The 15,875-nt window shown below is 72.6% G+C and carries 12 protein-coding genes; 5 read left to right on the top strand and 7 right to left on the bottom strand.

Going from position 1 to position 15,875, the window contains the following annotated elements:
• Positions 1–40: 40 nt before the first annotated feature.
• Positions 41–799: a hypothetical protein gene (locus JIW86_RS10890; RefSeq protein ID WP_257553570.1), complete on the top strand. Its 759-nt coding sequence runs from the start codon at positions 41–43 to the stop codon at positions 797–799.
• On the opposite strand, the gene JIW86_RS10885 is transcribed toward JIW86_RS10890, so the two are convergent.
• The 7 genes from JIW86_RS10885 to JIW86_RS10855 all read right to left on the bottom strand — a co-directional run bounded on the left by JIW86_RS10885 (position 718) and on the right by JIW86_RS10855 (position 10,325).
• The gene (locus JIW86_RS10885) at positions 718–1,767 is read right to left on the bottom strand and encodes a glycosyltransferase (protein WP_257553569.1); all 1,050 of its coding nucleotides are present in this window, start codon (positions 1,765–1,767) and stop codon (positions 718–720) included. The genes JIW86_RS10890 and JIW86_RS10885 overlap by 82 nt on opposite strands.
• Positions 1,764–5,021, bottom strand: coding sequence for a DUF4082 domain-containing protein (locus tag JIW86_RS10880; RefSeq protein ID WP_257553567.1), 3,258 nt, complete (start codon positions 5,019–5,021; stop codon positions 1,764–1,766). Before JIW86_RS10880 ends, JIW86_RS10885 begins: the two co-directional genes overlap by 4 nt.
• Positions 5,022–5,103: 82 nt before the next feature.
• Positions 5,104–6,222 (bottom strand): DegT/DnrJ/EryC1/StrS family aminotransferase, encoded by a 1,119-nt coding sequence (locus JIW86_RS10875; RefSeq protein ID WP_257553566.1) that lies wholly within the window; start codon positions 6,220–6,222, stop codon positions 5,104–5,106.
• Positions 6,219–6,986 (bottom strand): NeuD/PglB/VioB family sugar acetyltransferase, encoded by a 768-nt coding sequence (locus JIW86_RS10870; protein ID WP_257553565.1) that lies wholly within the window; start codon positions 6,984–6,986, stop codon positions 6,219–6,221. The genes JIW86_RS10875 and JIW86_RS10870 overlap by 4 nt, the downstream gene beginning before the upstream one ends.
• Positions 6,983–8,140, bottom strand: a complete 1,158-nt coding sequence (locus tag JIW86_RS10865) for a DegT/DnrJ/EryC1/StrS family aminotransferase (RefSeq protein WP_257553564.1) — start codon at positions 8,138–8,140, stop codon at positions 6,983–6,985. The genes JIW86_RS10870 and JIW86_RS10865 overlap by 4 nt, the downstream gene beginning before the upstream one ends.
• Entirely contained in the window at positions 8,137–9,132 is a 996-nt protein-coding gene (locus JIW86_RS10860; RefSeq protein ID WP_257553563.1) for an NAD-dependent epimerase/dehydratase family protein, read from the bottom strand. The genes JIW86_RS10865 and JIW86_RS10860 overlap by 4 nt, the downstream gene beginning before the upstream one ends.
• A gap of 104 nt (positions 9,133–9,236) precedes the next feature.
• On the bottom strand, positions 9,237–10,325 hold the full coding sequence (locus tag JIW86_RS10855; protein WP_215145798.1) for a Gfo/Idh/MocA family protein: 1,089 nt from the start codon (positions 10,323–10,325) through the stop codon (positions 9,237–9,239).
• 354 nt (positions 10,326–10,679) lie between these two features.
• On the opposite strand from JIW86_RS10855, the gene JIW86_RS10850 reads away from it, so the two are divergent.
• The 4 genes from JIW86_RS10850 (at position 10,680) to JIW86_RS10835 (ending at position 15,766) form a co-directional block, all read left to right on the top strand.
• Positions 10,680–11,540, top strand: a complete 861-nt coding sequence (locus tag JIW86_RS10850; protein ID WP_257553562.1) for a glycosyltransferase — start codon at positions 10,680–10,682, stop codon at positions 11,538–11,540.
• Between the two features lie 2 nt (positions 11,541–11,542).
• A complete protein-coding gene (locus JIW86_RS10845) occupies positions 11,543–12,871 on the top strand; it encodes an MFS transporter (RefSeq protein ID WP_257553561.1) in 1,329 nt (442 codons plus the stop codon).
• The gene (locus tag JIW86_RS10840) at positions 12,868–13,881 is read left to right on the top strand and encodes a TolB family protein (RefSeq protein ID WP_257553560.1); all 1,014 of its coding nucleotides are present in this window, start codon (positions 12,868–12,870) and stop codon (positions 13,879–13,881) included. The genes JIW86_RS10845 and JIW86_RS10840 overlap by 4 nt, the downstream gene beginning before the upstream one ends.
• A 100-nt stretch (positions 13,882–13,981) precedes the next feature.
• The gene (locus JIW86_RS10835; RefSeq protein WP_257553559.1) at positions 13,982–15,766 is read left to right on the top strand and encodes a VanW family protein; all 1,785 of its coding nucleotides are present in this window, start codon (positions 13,982–13,984) and stop codon (positions 15,764–15,766) included.
• The last annotated feature ends 109 nt before the right edge of the window (positions 15,767–15,875 follow it).

Below are 15,875 nucleotides of genomic sequence, written 5' to 3'. Positions count from 1 at the left end.
CCGGGTCCTGCAAAGATCGGTCATGAAGGAAGGGATCCCCGTGTCGCCTGGTGAGTTGGTCCGTGCGCTGCGCCGGCGCTGGTACGTCCTGGTGGCGGCGATGCTGCTCGCGGCCGCCGGAGCGGCGGCCGTGCTGCGGCCCGCCCCGGTCTATCTCAGCTCGGCGATCGTGGTGCTCAAGCCGCCGGTGACCAGCAGTCAGCCGAACCAGCTCGCGAACCTCCAGCCGCCGCTCGCCGCCGTCTCGTACGGGGTGGTGCAGCAGCTCGGCTCGCCCGCCGGAGCGGCCGAGCTCGAGGCCGCGGGGGTCACCGGCACCTACCGGATGACACCGCGCAACAGCGGCACCAGCGTCACCCCGCGACACCTGATCCCCTCGCTCCAGATCCAGGTGGAGCACTCCGACCCCGCGGCGGCCGACGCCTCCGTACGGAAGATCATCGAGGTCTACACCCGGCACCTGACCGAGCTCCAGACGCAGCAGGGCATCCCGGCCGCGGCCCGGATGAGCGTCGACCTCCTGGTGCAGCCGCACGCGGTCGCGCGGACCGGCGACAGGGTGCGCGCCCTGGCCGGAGTGGCCCTGCTGGCCGCGGTCGGCGGTGTGGCGGCGGCCCTGTGGACCGACCGGCTCCTGACACGCCGGAACCGGCGCCGGCGCGAGCGCGCCGACACCGGTCCCCAGAACCCGCCGGAAGAACCGGTGGAGACGGTCCATCAGATCCCTCGGCGCTTCCACGACCGCCACCACAGCCACTCGCGCCCCCGGTCGGCGACCGCCGACAGCACCAGCGGCTGAAGACAGGGCATGGCGCGCGCGCCGATGCGCCGCCGCCTGCGCAGCGCCCGGTACTCGGCGAGCGCTTCGTACCCGCCGGGCAGGCACTCGGCGGCGAACTCCACCAGCTCCTCGACCGGTACCACCGCCGTGCGCCCCCGGTCGTACGCGCGGTAGGCGCGCCGCAGCGCGTACCGCGCGAGCCGGGTGCGCGCCGCCAGCGCCAGCCGGTCGGCATCGGGCAGCAGGCCGGCGCACTTGTCGAGCACCGAGTCGAAGGCGACCAGGCGCTGGCGCAGGTCGTCGAGCTGTCCACCGAAGTCGGTGGTGGACATGTTGTTGCCGTGGACCCGGTAGAAAGCCTGGTCGGCCCCCCGGACGTAACCCACGTCGGCGTGCGCCGCGAGCCGCATCCACATCTCGATGTCCCCCGCGTGCGGGAGCTCCGGATCGTAGCCCCCGACCTTGCGCTGGAGGCTGGTGCGGACGACCACCTCCGGTGAGGTGATGCACCCGGTGCCCTCCCGGAAGCGCCGCTCCAGCCACCACCGTCCGGGGTAGACGACCGACCCCGTGCTCCGGGTGCGGGCCGCGGGCAGCGGGCCGCCGTGCAGGAACCGCAGCGGCCGGCCGTAGGCGAAACCGGCCTCCGGATGTGCGTCGAGCAGGGCGGCGGCCCGTACCAGGGCGCCGGGGACCAGCCGGTCGTCCGCCGAGAGCAGGGCGACGTAGTCCCCGTCGGCCCACTCCAGCAGCCCCTCGTTGTAGGTGGCGATGTGGCCCCTGTTCTGCTCGTGGACCCGGACCTCGATCCGCGGGTCGGCCGCCGCCAGGGCGCGCGCCACGTCCGCGGAGTCGTCGGGCGAGGCGTCGTCGATGATCAGCACCCGGACGTCGACGCCCTCCTGTTCGTCCAGGACGCTCTTGACGCAGTCGGCCAGGAAGTGGCCGTACTTGTAGCAGGGGATCACCACGCTGACGGTGCTCACTGACCCGCCACCTCCGTGGACCCGTCCGACTGGACACCGGCCGGCGGGCTGGTGGTGAAGACGGGACCGACCCAGTAGTTCACCGAGCCGAAGGTGTTCGAGGGGAACGTGGTGGTCGCGCCGTACTTGTAGAGGCCGTTGGCGCCGCCCGATCCGTCGGCCGGTGCGACCAGCGGGTAGGAGCGGTGCGCTCCGGTGAAGTAGCCGCCGTCCACCGAGTAGTTGCCGTTCGGCGCGTGGTAGGAGGCCACGTACGAGGTACCGGCGGTGACGGGCACAGGGGTGGCGAACTTGAGCTGCTGCCAGCCGGTCAGGGTCTCGCTGCCGAAGGTGCCGGTGGCGAGCAGGGTGCCGTCGGCGGCCCAGAGGCTGCCGGTGTGGGCACCGGTGTTGCCGGGGCCCTTGTAGAAGGTGACACCGGTGACGTAGCCGTTCACCGCGGACTGGAAGCGGGTGCCCAGCTCCACGGAGTTGGCGTCGTCCACCACGTTGGCGGTGGTCGGTGTGGCGGTGTTCGGCCAGAGGGTGCAGGGGCAGGTCACGGTGGGCGGGTTGGGGCTGGTGGTGAAGTTCCACGTGACCGGTGCGGTCATCGCGTTGCCCCACAGGTCGCTCGCCTGGACCGACAGGGTGTAGGTCGAGTTCAGGGCGAGTTCGCTGGACGGCGTGAAGGTCGCGCTGTTGGCCGCGCCCATCACCTTCGTACCCGGGATGTTGGCTCCCCCGGAGTCCTTCAGGGTGAACACCAGGGTGTCGGAGTCGATGGCCGTGGAGAAGGTGGCCGACGCCGAGGCCGTGATCTGTGTGCCGGTCGCCGCGGACTGCGGCGAGGTGGAGGTGACGGTGGGCGGTGTGGTGCTCGCGGCCGAGGTGTCCAGGACCGCGTCGACCCAGTAGTTGCTGCCGCTCGCGGCCGTGTTCGGGAAGCCGCCCGTCGCGCTGTAGCGGTAGACGCCGTTGCCGCCGTCGGTACCGCTCTTGAGTGCGGTGAGCGGGGCGAGGCCCGCGGAGCCGGCGGCGAAGGTGTTGTCGAAGGAGTACCCGCCGTGCGGCGCGAAGTAGGAGGCGACGTACGTGGTGTTCGCCTTGACCGGTACCGGAGTGGCGAAGTTCAGCTGCTGCCAGCCCGAAGCCGTCTCGTTGGTGAACGTGCCCGTGGCCAGGCGCTGGCCGGTGGAGCTCCACAGGCTGCCGGTGTGCGTGCCCGTGTTGGCCGGGGACTTGTAGAAGCGGACCCCCGTGATCGAACCGGCCGCCGTGGTGCGGATCTTCACGCCGAGCTCCACCGAGCTGCCGTCACCCGCGTTGACGGTCCCCGGTACCGCGGCCGCGGGCCAGACGGTGCAGGGGCACTGCTGGGGGCCGACGGTCAGCGGCACGGTGGTGACGGCGCCGATGTTGACGCTGTCGTCCACCGCACGGACCTTGATCTGCACGGAGCCGGGAGCGGTCGGCGTCCAGGTGTAGCTCCAGGTTCCGACGCCGGTGGTCGCCTTCCAGGTGGTTCCGCCGTCCGTGGAGACCTCCACGCGGGCCACCACGCCGCCACCGCTGTCGGCCGCCGTGCCGGTGACGGTCACGGGCCGCAGGGCCGGCACGGTGGCGCCGGACGCGGGGCTCGTCACGCTGACGGTCGGCCCGATGGCGTCGGTGGACGCGGTGGCCGGGACCAGATCGCCCTGCAGGCTCTTGGGCTGCACCCCCATGTCCGCGAAGACGTTGACGGTGGCCTGCTGCATCCGCTTGTCCTCGGTGACCACCGCGTCGTCCGGGTTGCCCGTCGGCATGTTGGTCAGGCCCCACGACCACTGCACCGTGCCCGTGCCGAAGACCAGTGCGTGCGAGGTCTGGTCGCGGAAGGCGACCAGGCTGTGCGTCGCGGTGCCGTTCCCGTAGGTGTTGCCGTAGTCCAGCCGGTACTTGCCGTCCTCGATGTCCACGGTGGTGGAGGACATCTTGATCTGCCCCGGCGGCCGCGCCGCGTCCTCGATGTCGGAGTCCCACTCGTAGCCGAGCGTTCCGGTCGGGAAGGTCGCGGTCTGCGAGGGGGTCAGGTTCGCGACGGTGGTGTTGCGCCACAGCCGCATCCTGGCGAACGCGCCCGGCACGGTGATCGCGTCCGCCCGGTAGCCGTTCACCGTGAACAGCGTTCCGGTCAGCTGGTTCTGGGGCTGGTACGGACGCCCGTTGGCGGCGCTGGCCGGGTCCATGAAGGTGCCCGTCCAGGTACCGCTCGGGTCGGGAACGCCGTTGGGCACCGGGAAGGACAGCTTGGTCTCCTTATAGCAGACCAGTGTCCGGTTGGCGGTGTTGGCGCCGTCGATGCTCGGCGCCAGCCGGGTCTTCCAGAAGATCTCGTTCCCGGCGAAGTACGTCTGGTGCTGACCGGCACGCCGGGCGTTCAGGGCATTGGTGAACTGCTCCTGCGTCCAGTACTCGTCGTGCCCCGAGGACATGAACACCTTGTGGTTCTGCATCAGGGAGGCGCCGCGCACCGACATGTCGATCCCGGACATGTAGCTGACGTCGTACCCGTTGCGCTCCAGCCACGAGATCATCTGGTACTCGGAGCCGTAGATCCCGTTCTCCCCGCCGATGTCCATCGGACGGTTGTAACTCACCTCGTACGCACGCCCGTCCGGTGCGGGACCGCCGCCGTCGTAGAGGTCCTGGCCGCCGTAGTTGTTGTACGCCTGCCAGGTCTGGTCGCTCGTCTGCACCAGGATGTCGGAGTGGCTGGAGTCGTTGCGGACGACGAACGGGTACGGCATCAGGCCGTTGCCGTCCGCCTGGTCGAAGTTGGCGATGTACAGGCCGGAGACGGCGTCGGACGGCACGCTCCACGTCGCCGTCACGGGCCAGTTGCCGCAGTCGACCAGACCGGTCGACGCCTTGGTCGTGCAGTTCTTCGGGTTCCCGCCCTGGGCGTAGTTGGCCGGGTAGGTCTGGGCGGCCTGAGCCTCCGTCGACAGCAGACGGGCGCCGTTGCCCCCGTAGTGGCCCAGCCGGTAGACCGAGACGCGGTAGGGCGAGGGGGACTGGACCTTGAACTGCACGGTGTCGCCGGCCTGGACGCTCATCTGGGCACTGAAGCCCTTGATGTCGCCCCAGGCGCTGGGCGCGAACCAGTCCGACATCGGTGTGCCCGGCTTGGAGTTCTCGCAGACGACGGCGTTCGACGTCGGACCGCAGGGATCGGCGGCACCGGCTACCGAGGCCGGTGAGAGAACCGTGGCCACAAGGGTGGCGACCACGGTGAAAAGACCGTACCGAAACCGGAGCAGCCTTCTCCGCTTGTTCATCTGTACCTCATTTGTTTGCGTGAACCGGGAGGCGTCAGCGCAGGGCGCCGCTGAGTGCGTCCACGACCCGCTGCTGTTGGTCAGCGGTGATCTGCGGGAAGAGCGGGAGGGAGAGCATCCGGTCCGCGGCCTCCTCGGCGTGCGGGAAATCACCGCGGCCGTGGCCGAGGTGGGCAAAGGCCGGGGTGAGGTGGACCGGGGCCGGATAGTGCACGCCCGCGCCGATGCCCTCCGCGTTGAGCTTGCCGACGACGGCGTCGCGGTCCGTGCCCGCGGCGACCCGTACGACGTACAGGTGCCACACGTGGACGTTGCCCTGCGCCGTGACGGGCAGGGTGAGGCGTCCGGTGGCCGCCAGGTCGCCCAGCAGCGCGTCGTACCGGGCGGCGGCCGCCCGGCGGGCCGCGTTCCCGTCGGCCAGCCGGGCCAGCTTCGCCCGCAGGACCACGGCCTGCAGACCGTCCAGGCGGCTGTTGAACCCGGCCACGTCGTGCCGGTACTTGGCGACACCGCCGTGGTTGGCCAGCGCCCGGACCAGGTCGGCGCGTCCTTCGTCGTCGGTCACCACCGCGCCCGCGTCCCCGTACGCGCCCAGGTTCTTGCCCGGGTAGAAGCTGGTCGCGGCGATCCCGCCGCTGCCGGGGGAGCGGCCGTCCCGGGTCGCGCCCTGGCTCTGCGCGGCGTCCTCGACGACCCTGACGTGCGACGGCAGCCCGGCGGCCAGCTCCGCGGTGGCGGCGCACTGTCCGTACAGGTGGACCGGGACCACCGCCCGGGTGGCCTTCCCGACCGCGTCCAGCGCGGCCCGCGGGTCCATCAGCAGCGTGTCGGGCAGGCAGTCGACCAGGACCGGCCGCGCACCGATCCGGGCGACGGCGCCCGCGGTCGCGATGAACGTGTTGGCGGGCAGCACCACCTCGTCGCCGACGCCGACCCCGCTCGCGCGCAGGGCCAGTTCGAGGGCGTCGGTGCCGTTGGCGACGCCCACGCAGTGCCCGGCCCCGGCGAATTGCGCGTACTCGCGCTCGAACGCGCGGACCTCCTCACCGCCGATGAAGGCGGTGTCGGCCAGCACGCGGTCGAATCCGGCGCGTAATTCCCCGGCGACCTCGGCGTGCGCCGCCTTCAGGTCGACGAGCGGTATCTGGTTCATCTGACTGGGCTCCCCATCCGTGTCTCCGGCCGCCGGCCGGTCATCTCCCCATCGGTCCGCAGCTCTTCGAGCGCCGGACCGTCCGCCGTGCGCAGCCGCCGGGCCGGGCTCCCGGCCCAGACCTCGCCGGGCGGCACATCACCGAGGACCGTGCTTCCCATACCGGTCAGCGACCAGGCGCCGACCGTGGTGTACTCGCGGACCAGCGAGCCCGCACCCACGTAGGCGCCCCGCCCCAGCCGCACCCCGCCGCCGAGGCGGACACCCGAGGCGAGCGTGGCGAAGTCGCCGACCGCGTCGTCATGGGTGAGGACCACCTGCGGCATCACCGCCACGTGGGACCCGACCCGGACGGCGGCGGTCAGCACGCACTGCGCGAGCAGCACCGAGCCCGCGCCGAGAACCGAGGACCCCGACACCACCGCCGTGGGGTGGACCACCGTCGCGTAGCGGTTCACGGGCAGCCCGAGGCGCCGCACCAGGCGGGCGCGTACGGCGTAGTCGCGCGGGCTGCCCACGCAGACCACCACCCGGGCGTCCCACAGCTCGTGCACCCGCTCGCAGCCGCCCAGCACCGGCACCCCGTCCACGTCCCGGCCGTGCAGGGCCGGATCGTCGTCCAGGTGCCCGATGAGCCGCCACCTCGGAGCGCGGCCCCGCGCCATGTCCGCGGCGGCCACGTCCCGTACCGCCTGGGCCGTCTCCCGCGCAATCCCGCCCGCACCGACGATCAGCAGGTCCTCGGTGCCCTGCGGCCCGTTCATCCGCCCGCCTGTTCGCGCAGCACCGCCACCACCCGGTCCTGCTGCTCCCGCGTCATGGTGTGGAACAGCGGCAGGATCAGCGAGTCACGGCTGATCCGCTCGGTCACCGGCAGCGGCGCCGCGCCGTGCCCCGCGTAGGCCGGTTCCAGGTGCGAGGCCATGATCCCGCGCCGGGCCGAGATCCCCGCCTCGGAGAGCACGGCGAGCAGCTCGTCCCGGCCGACGGGGAACTGCTCGGCCAGCAGCACCCAGTACGACTGGAAGTTGCCCTCGCCGTGACCGGGGTCCCGGACCGGGCGCACACCGGGGACGGTGCGCAGCAGCTCCGCGTACCGGGCCGCCAGCTCACGCCGCCGGGCCACGATCGCGTCCAGCTTGCCCAGCTGCACCAGGCCCACCGCGGCCTGGATGTCGGTCATCCGGTAGTTGTAGCCGACCTCCAGATAGCTCTCGACGATCGGCTTGCTGCTCGCGTGCCGCTGCGCGGCGGACACGTTCATCCCGTGCTCGCGCAGCCGCCGCAGCCGCTCCGCCCACCGCGCGTCGTCCGTGGTCAGCATCCCGCCCTCGCCGGTGGTGATCACCTTGCGCGGGTGGAAGGACCAGGCGGCGAGCAGCGCTCCGTGGCCGACGGACTTGCCGCCCACCGTCGCGCCGATTCCGCAGGCGGCGTCCTCCACCAGCGCGAGGTCCCAGTCGGCGCACGCCGCGCGCAGCGCGTGCACGTCCGCGGGCACGCCGCCCTGGTGGACCGCGAGCACCGCCTTCGTACGGGGGGTGCGGGCCGCGTCCACGGTGGCCGGGGTCAGGTTGCCGGTGGCCTCCTCGACGTCCGCGAACACCGGCCGCGCGCCCACGTAGCGCACGGCGTTGGCCGTGGCGATGAACGACAGCGAGGGGACGACCACCTCGTCTCCCGGGCCCAGCTCCAGCGCGACGAGGGCCAGGTGCAGGGCGGTGGTGCAGGAACTCACCGCGATGCCGTGCCCGGCGCCCACCCGCTCCGCGAAGGCCCGCTCGAACTCGGCGACCCGGGGACCCTGGGCGACCCAGCCGGAGAGCACCGCGTCGGAGGCCGCCCGCGCCTCCTCCTCGCCCAGCCACGGCACCATGACCGGGATCCGGGCCGCCGGTACCGCGTCCGGGGTGCTCATCGGCCCGCCTCCATGGCCGCCGCGTCGGCGGCGCGCTCGGCCCGCCACCACTGCACCAGGTCCCGAAGGCCGGTGCGCAGGTCGATCTCGGCGGTGAAGCCGAGCCGCTCCGCGGCCTGCGAGGTGTCCGCGAGGCGCCGGGTCACCCCGTTCACGGCGCGGGCCGGGCCGTGCTCGGGTACCAGTCCCTCGGCGCCCATCGCCTCCAGCAGGCCCAGCGCGAGCTCGAGCAGACTGGTCTCGGTCCCGCTCGCGACGTTGAACACCTCGTCGGTCAGGTCCGACTCCGCCGCCAGCAGATTGGCGCGCGCGATGTCCCTGACGTCCACGAAGTCCATGGTCTGGGTGCCGTCACCGAGGATCAGCGGCGGTTCGCCCGAGGCGATCCGCTCCATCCAGCGGATCAGCACCTCGGTGTACAGCCCGTGGATGTCCATCCGGGGCCCGTACACGTTGAAGTAGCGCAGCGCGACGTAGTCCAGCCCGTACATGGCGTGGAAGCTGCGCAGCATGCCCTCGTTGAAGGCCTTCGCCGCCCCGTAGAAGGTGTCGTTGTTGTACGGGTGGTGGCGCTCGGTGGTCGGGAAGGTCTCGGCCAGCCCGTAGACCGAGGCCGAGGAAGAGGCGATCACCTTGCCCACCCCGGCCGCGGCGGCCGCCTCCAGCACGTTGAACGTGCCGTCCACCATCACCTCGTTCGCCAGCCGCGGTTCCTCCGCGCACTGGGTGATCCGGATGGCGGCCAGGTGGAACACCAGGTCGGCGCCCTCCGTCGCCTTGCGCACCGCGACCGCGTCCCGGATGTCGCCCTCGACGACCTCCACCACGCCGCTCGGCAGGGCGCGGGCCAGGTTCGCGCTCCGTCCCCGCACGAAGTTGTCGAGCACCACGACCTCGCGTGCCCCGTTGTCCACCAGCAGGTCCACCAGATGCGAGCCGATGGTGCCCGCCCCGCCGGTGACCAGAATCCTCTTGCCTTGTACGCTGCTCAACGCCCTGCCCCTACTGAGTCGGTCACGGTCTTGCGTGCGAAAGATCTGCGAAAGATCTGCGAAGGGCCCTGCGAACGAGCCCTCGCTGACGGCCCTGCGAACGGTCAGCGCCCGGTGCGCAGTCCGACGACCGCGCCGCGGAACTCCAGGCTCCGGGAGGCCGCTTCGAGGATGTCCAGCACCTTCAGGCCGGCCCGGCCGTCGGTCAGCGCCGGACGGCCCGTACGGATCGCGGCGGCGAACTCCTCGACCATGCTGCGCAGCGCCTCCTTCTCGCCGAGCGCGGGCGCGACCATGTCGCCGGTCCGGTAGGAGACGAGCATGTCGCGGCGCTCGTCCGCGCCGATCTCCTGCGGGGCCGTCAGATCCACGCCGCGGTCGAACACCGCCACCCGCTGGGAGGGGTTGAGGTCGTCCCACACCAGCGTCCGCTTGGACCCGCCGACCATGGTGGTCCGTACCTTCGTCGGCGAAAGCCAGTTCACGTGGACGTGCGCGATGGCGCCGGTGCTGAGCTGGAGCGTCAGGTACGCCACGCACGACTGCCCCGTCCCGATCGGGTCGGCCCCGTGCGCGGCGACGGCGACCGGCTGGACGTGGTCCGGGAGGATGAAGTCGAGGACCGACAGGTCGTGCGGCGCCAGGTCCCACAGGACGTCGATGTCCTTCTGGACGAGCCCCAGGTTGATCCGGACCGAGTCGACGAACTGGATGTCGCCGAGTTCGCCGGAGCGGACCATCTCCCGGATGCGGGCCACCGCCGGGGTGTAGCAGTACGTGTGGTCGCACATCAGCGTGAGACCGCGCTCCTCGGCCTCGGTCACCAGCCGCAGCCCGTCCTCGTACGTGGCGGCCAGGGGCTTCTCCACGAGGACGTGCTTTCCGGCGCGCAGCGCGGCCAGGGCCACGTCCAGATGCGTGCCGGCCGGAGTGGCCACGGCGACCGCCTCGACGGCCGGGTCGGCGAGCACCGCCGCGTAGTCCGCGGTCGCCTGGACCGTGGAGTACCCGCCCAGCACCTGCCGGGCCCGGTCCACGTCCAGGTCGCAGAGCCAGCGGAGCCGGAACTCCGGACTGGACTGGAAGTTGCGGACGAGATTGGGGCCCCAGTAGCCCGCGCCGACCACGGCGACACCTAATGGCGCCGTCGGCCCCGGGCCGACGGCGCCGGCGTCCTTCGCAGTGTCCTTCACAGCGTTCCCCTTCGCTCTGCGCGACGTGCCGGCCGGCGCGTCGACAACTCGTGGCTGGGGCGTGTGCGAGGGAAGGACGTGCCGTCGACGGCAGGCGGGTAGCCCGCGCGTCCCGTGCGTGACCTGCTCAACGGTGATGGCCCCCCACAACCGATGGAGGCTCCGCGACAATCCGCGTGCCTCCGCCCCCCGGCCGCCCGGCGCTCCCCGTGCGCCGGTCCGGCCACGGGCAGGCTGCGTGTTCCCCCAGGCAGCCGACCCCGTAACGACGGTCAATCTAGTCCACCGGGCCTACCCCCGGGGAGAGTTGGCGGAATCGCCTGGGGCGAGTGTTCGACCGTGCATACTTCCCGGGTGACCAGCATCGTGATACCGGCCCACAACGAGAGCCGGGTCATCGGCCGCCTTCTCGACGCCCTCCTGGCCGGCACCCCGGCCTCCGGGACCGACATCGTCGTCGTGTGCAACGGCTGTACGGACGACACCGCCCGGGTGGCGGGCGCGCGCGGCCCCCGCGTACGGGTGGTGGAGATCCCGACTCCCTCCAAACACACGGCCCTTCGGGTCGGGGACGAGCACGCGAAGGGCTTCCCCCGCCTCTACGTGGACGCCGACGTCGTCCTCGGGGCCGCCGACGTGCGCGCCCTGACCGGCGCGCTCGCCGACAGCCCGGACCTGCTCGCCGCCGCCCCGGGCCGCGACCTCCCGCTGACCGGCTGCTCCTGGCCGGTACGGGCGTACTACCGGGTGTGGCAGCGGCTGCCGGCCGTCCGCACGGGCCTCTTCGGCCGGGGGGTCATCGCGGTGTCCGAGTCGGGACACGCGCGGATCGCCGCGCTGCCCCCGCTGATGGCCGACGACCTGGCCGCGTCCCTCGCCTTCTGCCCGGGGGAGCGGCGCGTGGTCGAGGCGGCCCGGGTCGTCGTCCATCCGCCGCGCACCTGGTCCGACCTGATCAGGCGGCGGATCCGCGCGGCGACCTCCTCCGCCGAACTGGAGCGCTTCCAGGAGTCGTTACCGACCGGTGCGCCCGCGCCGACCGCGCGCACGGGCACCGCCGACCTGCGCGCCCTGCTGCGGACGGATCCGCGGCTGCTCCCGGGGGTAGTGGTGTTCGTCGTGGCGGCCCTCGCCGCCCGCAGGGGTTCGCGCAAGGCCATCCGGAACGGGGACTTCTCCACCTGGCTGCGGGACGAGAGTTCGAGGAGCTCCTGAGCATGTACCTCGCCGACCGCTCCGCCCCCGCCGGGGCGAAGGGCGCGCCGGACCGCGGTCCCGCACGGACCCCGGCGGTCGCCTCCGCCGTCCTCGCACTGGGCACGGTCAGCCTGATCACCGACATCTCCTCCGAGATGGTCACCGCCGTACTGCCCCTGTACCTGGTCGCCGGACTCGGCCTCAGCCCGCTCGGCTTCGGCGCGCTCGACGGCGTCTACAACGGCGTCAGCGCCCTGGTCCAGCTGACCGGCGGGCACCTCGCCGACCGGGTCCGCAACCACAAGCTGATCGCCGGCATCGGCTACGGCCTGTCCGCCCTGTGCAAGCCGCTGCTGCTGCTCGCCCACAGTCTCGGCCCGGTCGGCGTGGTCCTCGCGCTCGAGCGCACCGGCAAGGGCCTGCGCACCGCCCCGCGGGACGCGCTGATCTCCCTGTCCACACCCGCCGGGTTACAGGGCCGGGCCTTCGGCGTGCACCGGGCCATGGACACCACCGGGGCGCTGCTCGGCCCGCTGGCCGCCTTCCTGATCCTGAGCGTGGCGGTCGACGGCTACGACGCCGTCTTCGGGGTCAGCGCGTGCGTCGCCGTGCTGGGCGTGGTGGTGCTCGTCCTCTTCGTGCCGGGCACCTCCGGTCCCGCCGGTTCCGCCCGCCCCGCCGGTCCTCCCGTCCCCGCCGATCCCGCTCCCGCCGCTCCCGCCGTGGGTGTGCGCGAGGCCCTGGCCCTGCTGCGCCTGCCCCGGCTGCGCGCCCTGGCCGGCTGCGCCGCGCTGCTCGGCCTCACCACCGTCAGCGACGCCTTCGTCTACCTGCTGCTGCAACGCCGCACCGGCATCGCCGAGCAGTGGTTCCCGCTCCTGCCGCTGGGCACCGCCGCCGTCTTCCTGCTGCTGGCCGTACCCGCCGGCGCCCTCGCCGACCGGATCGGGCGGCGCACCGTGTTCCTCGCCGGGCACGCCCTCCTGCTGACCGGATACGGACTGCTGCTGTGGGCCCCCGGCCGGCCCGCCCTGCCCTTCCTCGTCCTCGCCCTGCACGGCATGTTCTACGCCGCCACCGACGGCGTGCTGCCGGCGGCCGTCGGAGCCATCGTGCCCCGGGAGCTGCGGGCCACCGGCCTGGCCCTGGTCGGCACCGGGCAGGCCCTGGCCCGATTCGGCTGCTCACTGGCCTTCGGCGCGGCCTGGACGTTCTGGGGCACCGGCCCCGCCCTCTGCGCCGCCGCAGCCGGCCTGCTGTGCAGCGCGGCCGTCGCCGCCTGCGTACTGCGCCCGGCCCACCCGCCACACCCGCCCCACCCCACCCAAAGCCCCCGAGGAACCCGATGACGCTGTCGCGCCGCCTGCTCGTACTCACCGCGGCCGTGCTGCTCCTCGGGGGCCTCGCCACCGGCCTCGTCCTGCGCGCCGCCGACCGCGGCGACCAGCCGCAGCAAGGCGGCCCCACGGTGGCCGCGGGCAGCCTCACCCTCAGCCAGCAGGACCGGCTGACCTTCCTCAACGCCGCCCAGGGCCCGCACCGCGGCGCCCTGGCCTCGGTCCCGGCCGGGACGCCGCAGGCCGCGCGCACCGCCTCCGAGCTCACCTGCCAGCGCTTCCACGCCGACGCGGGCACCGGTGTGTGCCTGCGCTCCACGCCGGGCGCGCTGGCACAGGACAACCAGGCCCTGATCGTCGACGCCGACCTGCGCACGCGGCGCAGCTTCCCCCTCGCGGGCACGCCCAGCCGGGCCCGGGTATCCCCGAGCGGCCGGTTCGCCGCCTGGACGGTCTTCGTCTCCGGCGAGTCCTATGGCGCCGCGTTCTTCTCCACCCGCACCTCGATCCTGGACACCCGTGACTGGCGGCTCGAAGCCAGTCTGGAGGAGTTCACCGTCCTCATGGACGGCCGCGAGTACCGCGCCGCGGACGTGAACTTCTGGGGCGTCACCTTCGCCAAGGACGACGACACCTTCTACGCCACCCTCAGCACCGCCGGCCAGACCCACCTGGTCAAGGGCTCGATCTCCCGGCGTACGGTCACCACCCTCGCGAAGAACGTCGAGTGCCCGTCCCTGTCCCCGGACGAGACCCGCATCGCGTACAAGAAGCGCGTACGGGCCGGCGCCTCGCTGTGGCGCGAACACGTCATGGACCTGAGCACCCTGCGAGAGCACCCGCTCGCGGAGAAGCGCAGCGTGGACGACCAGGCCGCCTGGCTCGACGACGGCACCCTCGCCTACGCCCTCCCCGCCGAGGGCGCCCCCGACACCACGGACCTATGGACCGCCCCCGCCGACGGCTCCGGCACCCCCCGGCTCCTGATCCCCTCGGCTTCCTCCCCGACCCGCCTGGGCTGACCCATGTCCGTTTCGTGACAAGAGTTACATCCACCCCAAAATTCAGCTTTTTCCATGAATCATTATTTCCCGGAATCGTCGTATACCGGCCGGGAGAGACATGGGACGCGCAGGCAGCTGGACGGGTAATTGGCGCATCGCCCTGCCCGTGGCGGGCGGGGCCGTCGTACTCGGCCTCGGCGGCCTCTACGTCACGGGGCTCGTGGTGGGCGGTGACATCGACCGGGGCACGCGCGTCCGCGGGGTGGACATCGGCGGCATGAGCCGGGCCGAGGCACGGCAGACGCTGGCCCGAGAGCTGGGCCCCAGCGCCGCGGCGCCGGTCGTGATGAAGATCGGCGACCGCGTCGAGAAGGCGGATCCCGCCGCGCTCGGGCTGTCCCTCGACACCGGGGCGACCGTCGACCGCGCCGTACGCACCGGATACGGCCCGGCCACCGTCATCGGCAGGCTCTTCGCCTCCGCCGACCGGGACGTCGAACCCGTGATCCGCGTGAACGAGCAGACCGGCCGAGCCGCGGTCGGCCGCATCGGCGCCACCACCGAGCAGCCGGTCCGCGACGGATCCATCGCCTTCGAGAAGGGCACGGCGAAGGCCGTCGCCCCCCGGCCCGGCGTAGCCCTGGTCGAGGACCGGGCGCTGGACACCCTCCGCGAGGCGTACCTGCGGCCGGGCGCCGGCCCCGTCGGGCTGCCGGTCGAGCGCACCCGGCCGGGCATCGGGGCGGAGGAGACCGGACGAGCCATGCGGCAGTTCGCCGAGCCCGCGATGTCGGGCCCCGTCACGCTCACCATCGCCGGGAAGCGCATACCCATCAGCCCCGCCGTCCTCGGCGAGCACCTGAAGATGACCCCCGACGGCGAGAGCCGGCTCGTGCCGTCCCTCGACTCCAAGGGCCTGCTCGCCGACCCCGCCGTGGCCCGCCCGCTCGAGGAGGCCACCCAGATTCCCCGCGACGCCGCGTTCGGGGTCGAGACGGACGGCCGCGTGGTGCTGGGGGACCCCGGCCGCCCGGGCCGACAGGTGACACAGGCGGCGCTCGGCCGGGCCGTGCTGCCCCTGCTGACCCGCTCGGGCGCGGCCCGCAGCGGCGAGGTCGCCACCGTGGCGGTCCAGCCGGACCTCACGAGCGCCGAGGCGCGGCGGCTCGGCATCAAGGAGAAGGTCTCCTCCTTCACCGTCGCCTTCCCGGCCGCCCCGTACCGCACCACCAACATCGGCCGGGCCGTCGAGCTGATCAACGGCTCCGTGGTCCTTCCGGGCGAGGAGTGGAGCTTCAACCGCACGGTCGGCGAGCGCACCCCGGAGAACGGCTTCGTCGACGGAATCATGATCAATGACGGCCAGTACGTGAAATCCCCTGGTGGCGGCGTTTCGGCAGTAGCCACCACCATGTACAACGCCGTGTTCTTCGCGGGCCTCAAGCCCGTGGAGCACGGCGCCCACTCCTTCTACATCGAGCGCTACCCCGAGGGCCGGGAGGCCACCGTCGCGTGGGGCACCCTGGACCTGCGCTGGATCAACGACTCCGGCCACCCCCTCTACGTCCAGGCGGAATCCACCGACACCTCGCTGACCATCACCCTCCTCGGCACGAAGAAGTACGACGAGATACGGGCGACCAAGGGGCCGCGCACCAACGTCACCGAGCCTGCCAAGCGGACGGGCAGCGGACCGACGTGCGAGGTCCAGACCCCGCTCGAGGGCTTCGACGTGTCCGTCGGCCGCGTCTTCGTCCAGGGCGGCCGGGAAGTGAAGCGCGAGGAGTTCAAGACCCACTACACGCCGCGCGACGAGGTCACCTGTACGCCGCAGCCCGAGGGGACCGGGCCGGCCCCCTCCGCGACACCCACGAACGGCCCAGCGATGGCATCCGGCAGGTGACCGTCCGGGTGCGCAGTGTGCGCTTCGCGGGTCCCGGACGCCGCGAGGTGCTACAACTGGGAACGTGACCATTCCTCGCCACCCGTGCCGGGCACGTCGGTGCGGTCAC

The sequence above is a fragment of the Streptomyces sp. NBC_00162 genome (assembly GCF_024611995.1).
Lineage (GTDB): Bacteria > Actinomycetota > Actinomycetes > Streptomycetales > Streptomycetaceae > Streptomyces.
The sequence above is the reverse complement of the archived record's forward strand: the minus strand, read 5'-3'. Positions and strand labels throughout refer to the sequence as shown.

What these genes read in the sequence shown, in the direction of transcription:
- JIW86_RS10875 (WP_257553566.1), bottom strand. Translation starts at nt 6,222, where the DNA reads ATGAACCAGATACCGCTCGTCGACCTGAAGGCGGCGCACGCCGAGGTC.
- JIW86_RS10870 (WP_257553565.1), bottom strand. Translation starts at nt 6,986, where the DNA reads ATGAACGGGCCGCAGGGCACCGAGGACCTGCTGATCGTCGGTGCGGGC.
- JIW86_RS10865 (WP_257553564.1), bottom strand. Translation starts at nt 8,140, where the DNA reads ATGAGCACCCCGGACGCGGTACCGGCGGCCCGGATCCCGGTCATGGTG.
- JIW86_RS10845 (WP_257553561.1), top strand. Translation starts at nt 11,543, where the DNA reads ATGTACCTCGCCGACCGCTCCGCCCCCGCCGGGGCGAAGGGCGCGCCG.
- JIW86_RS10840 (WP_257553560.1), top strand. Translation starts at nt 12,868, where the DNA reads ATGACGCTGTCGCGCCGCCTGCTCGTACTCACCGCGGCCGTGCTGCTC.
- JIW86_RS10835 (WP_257553559.1), top strand. Translation starts at nt 13,982, where the DNA reads ATGGGACGCGCAGGCAGCTGGACGGGTAATTGGCGCATCGCCCTGCCC.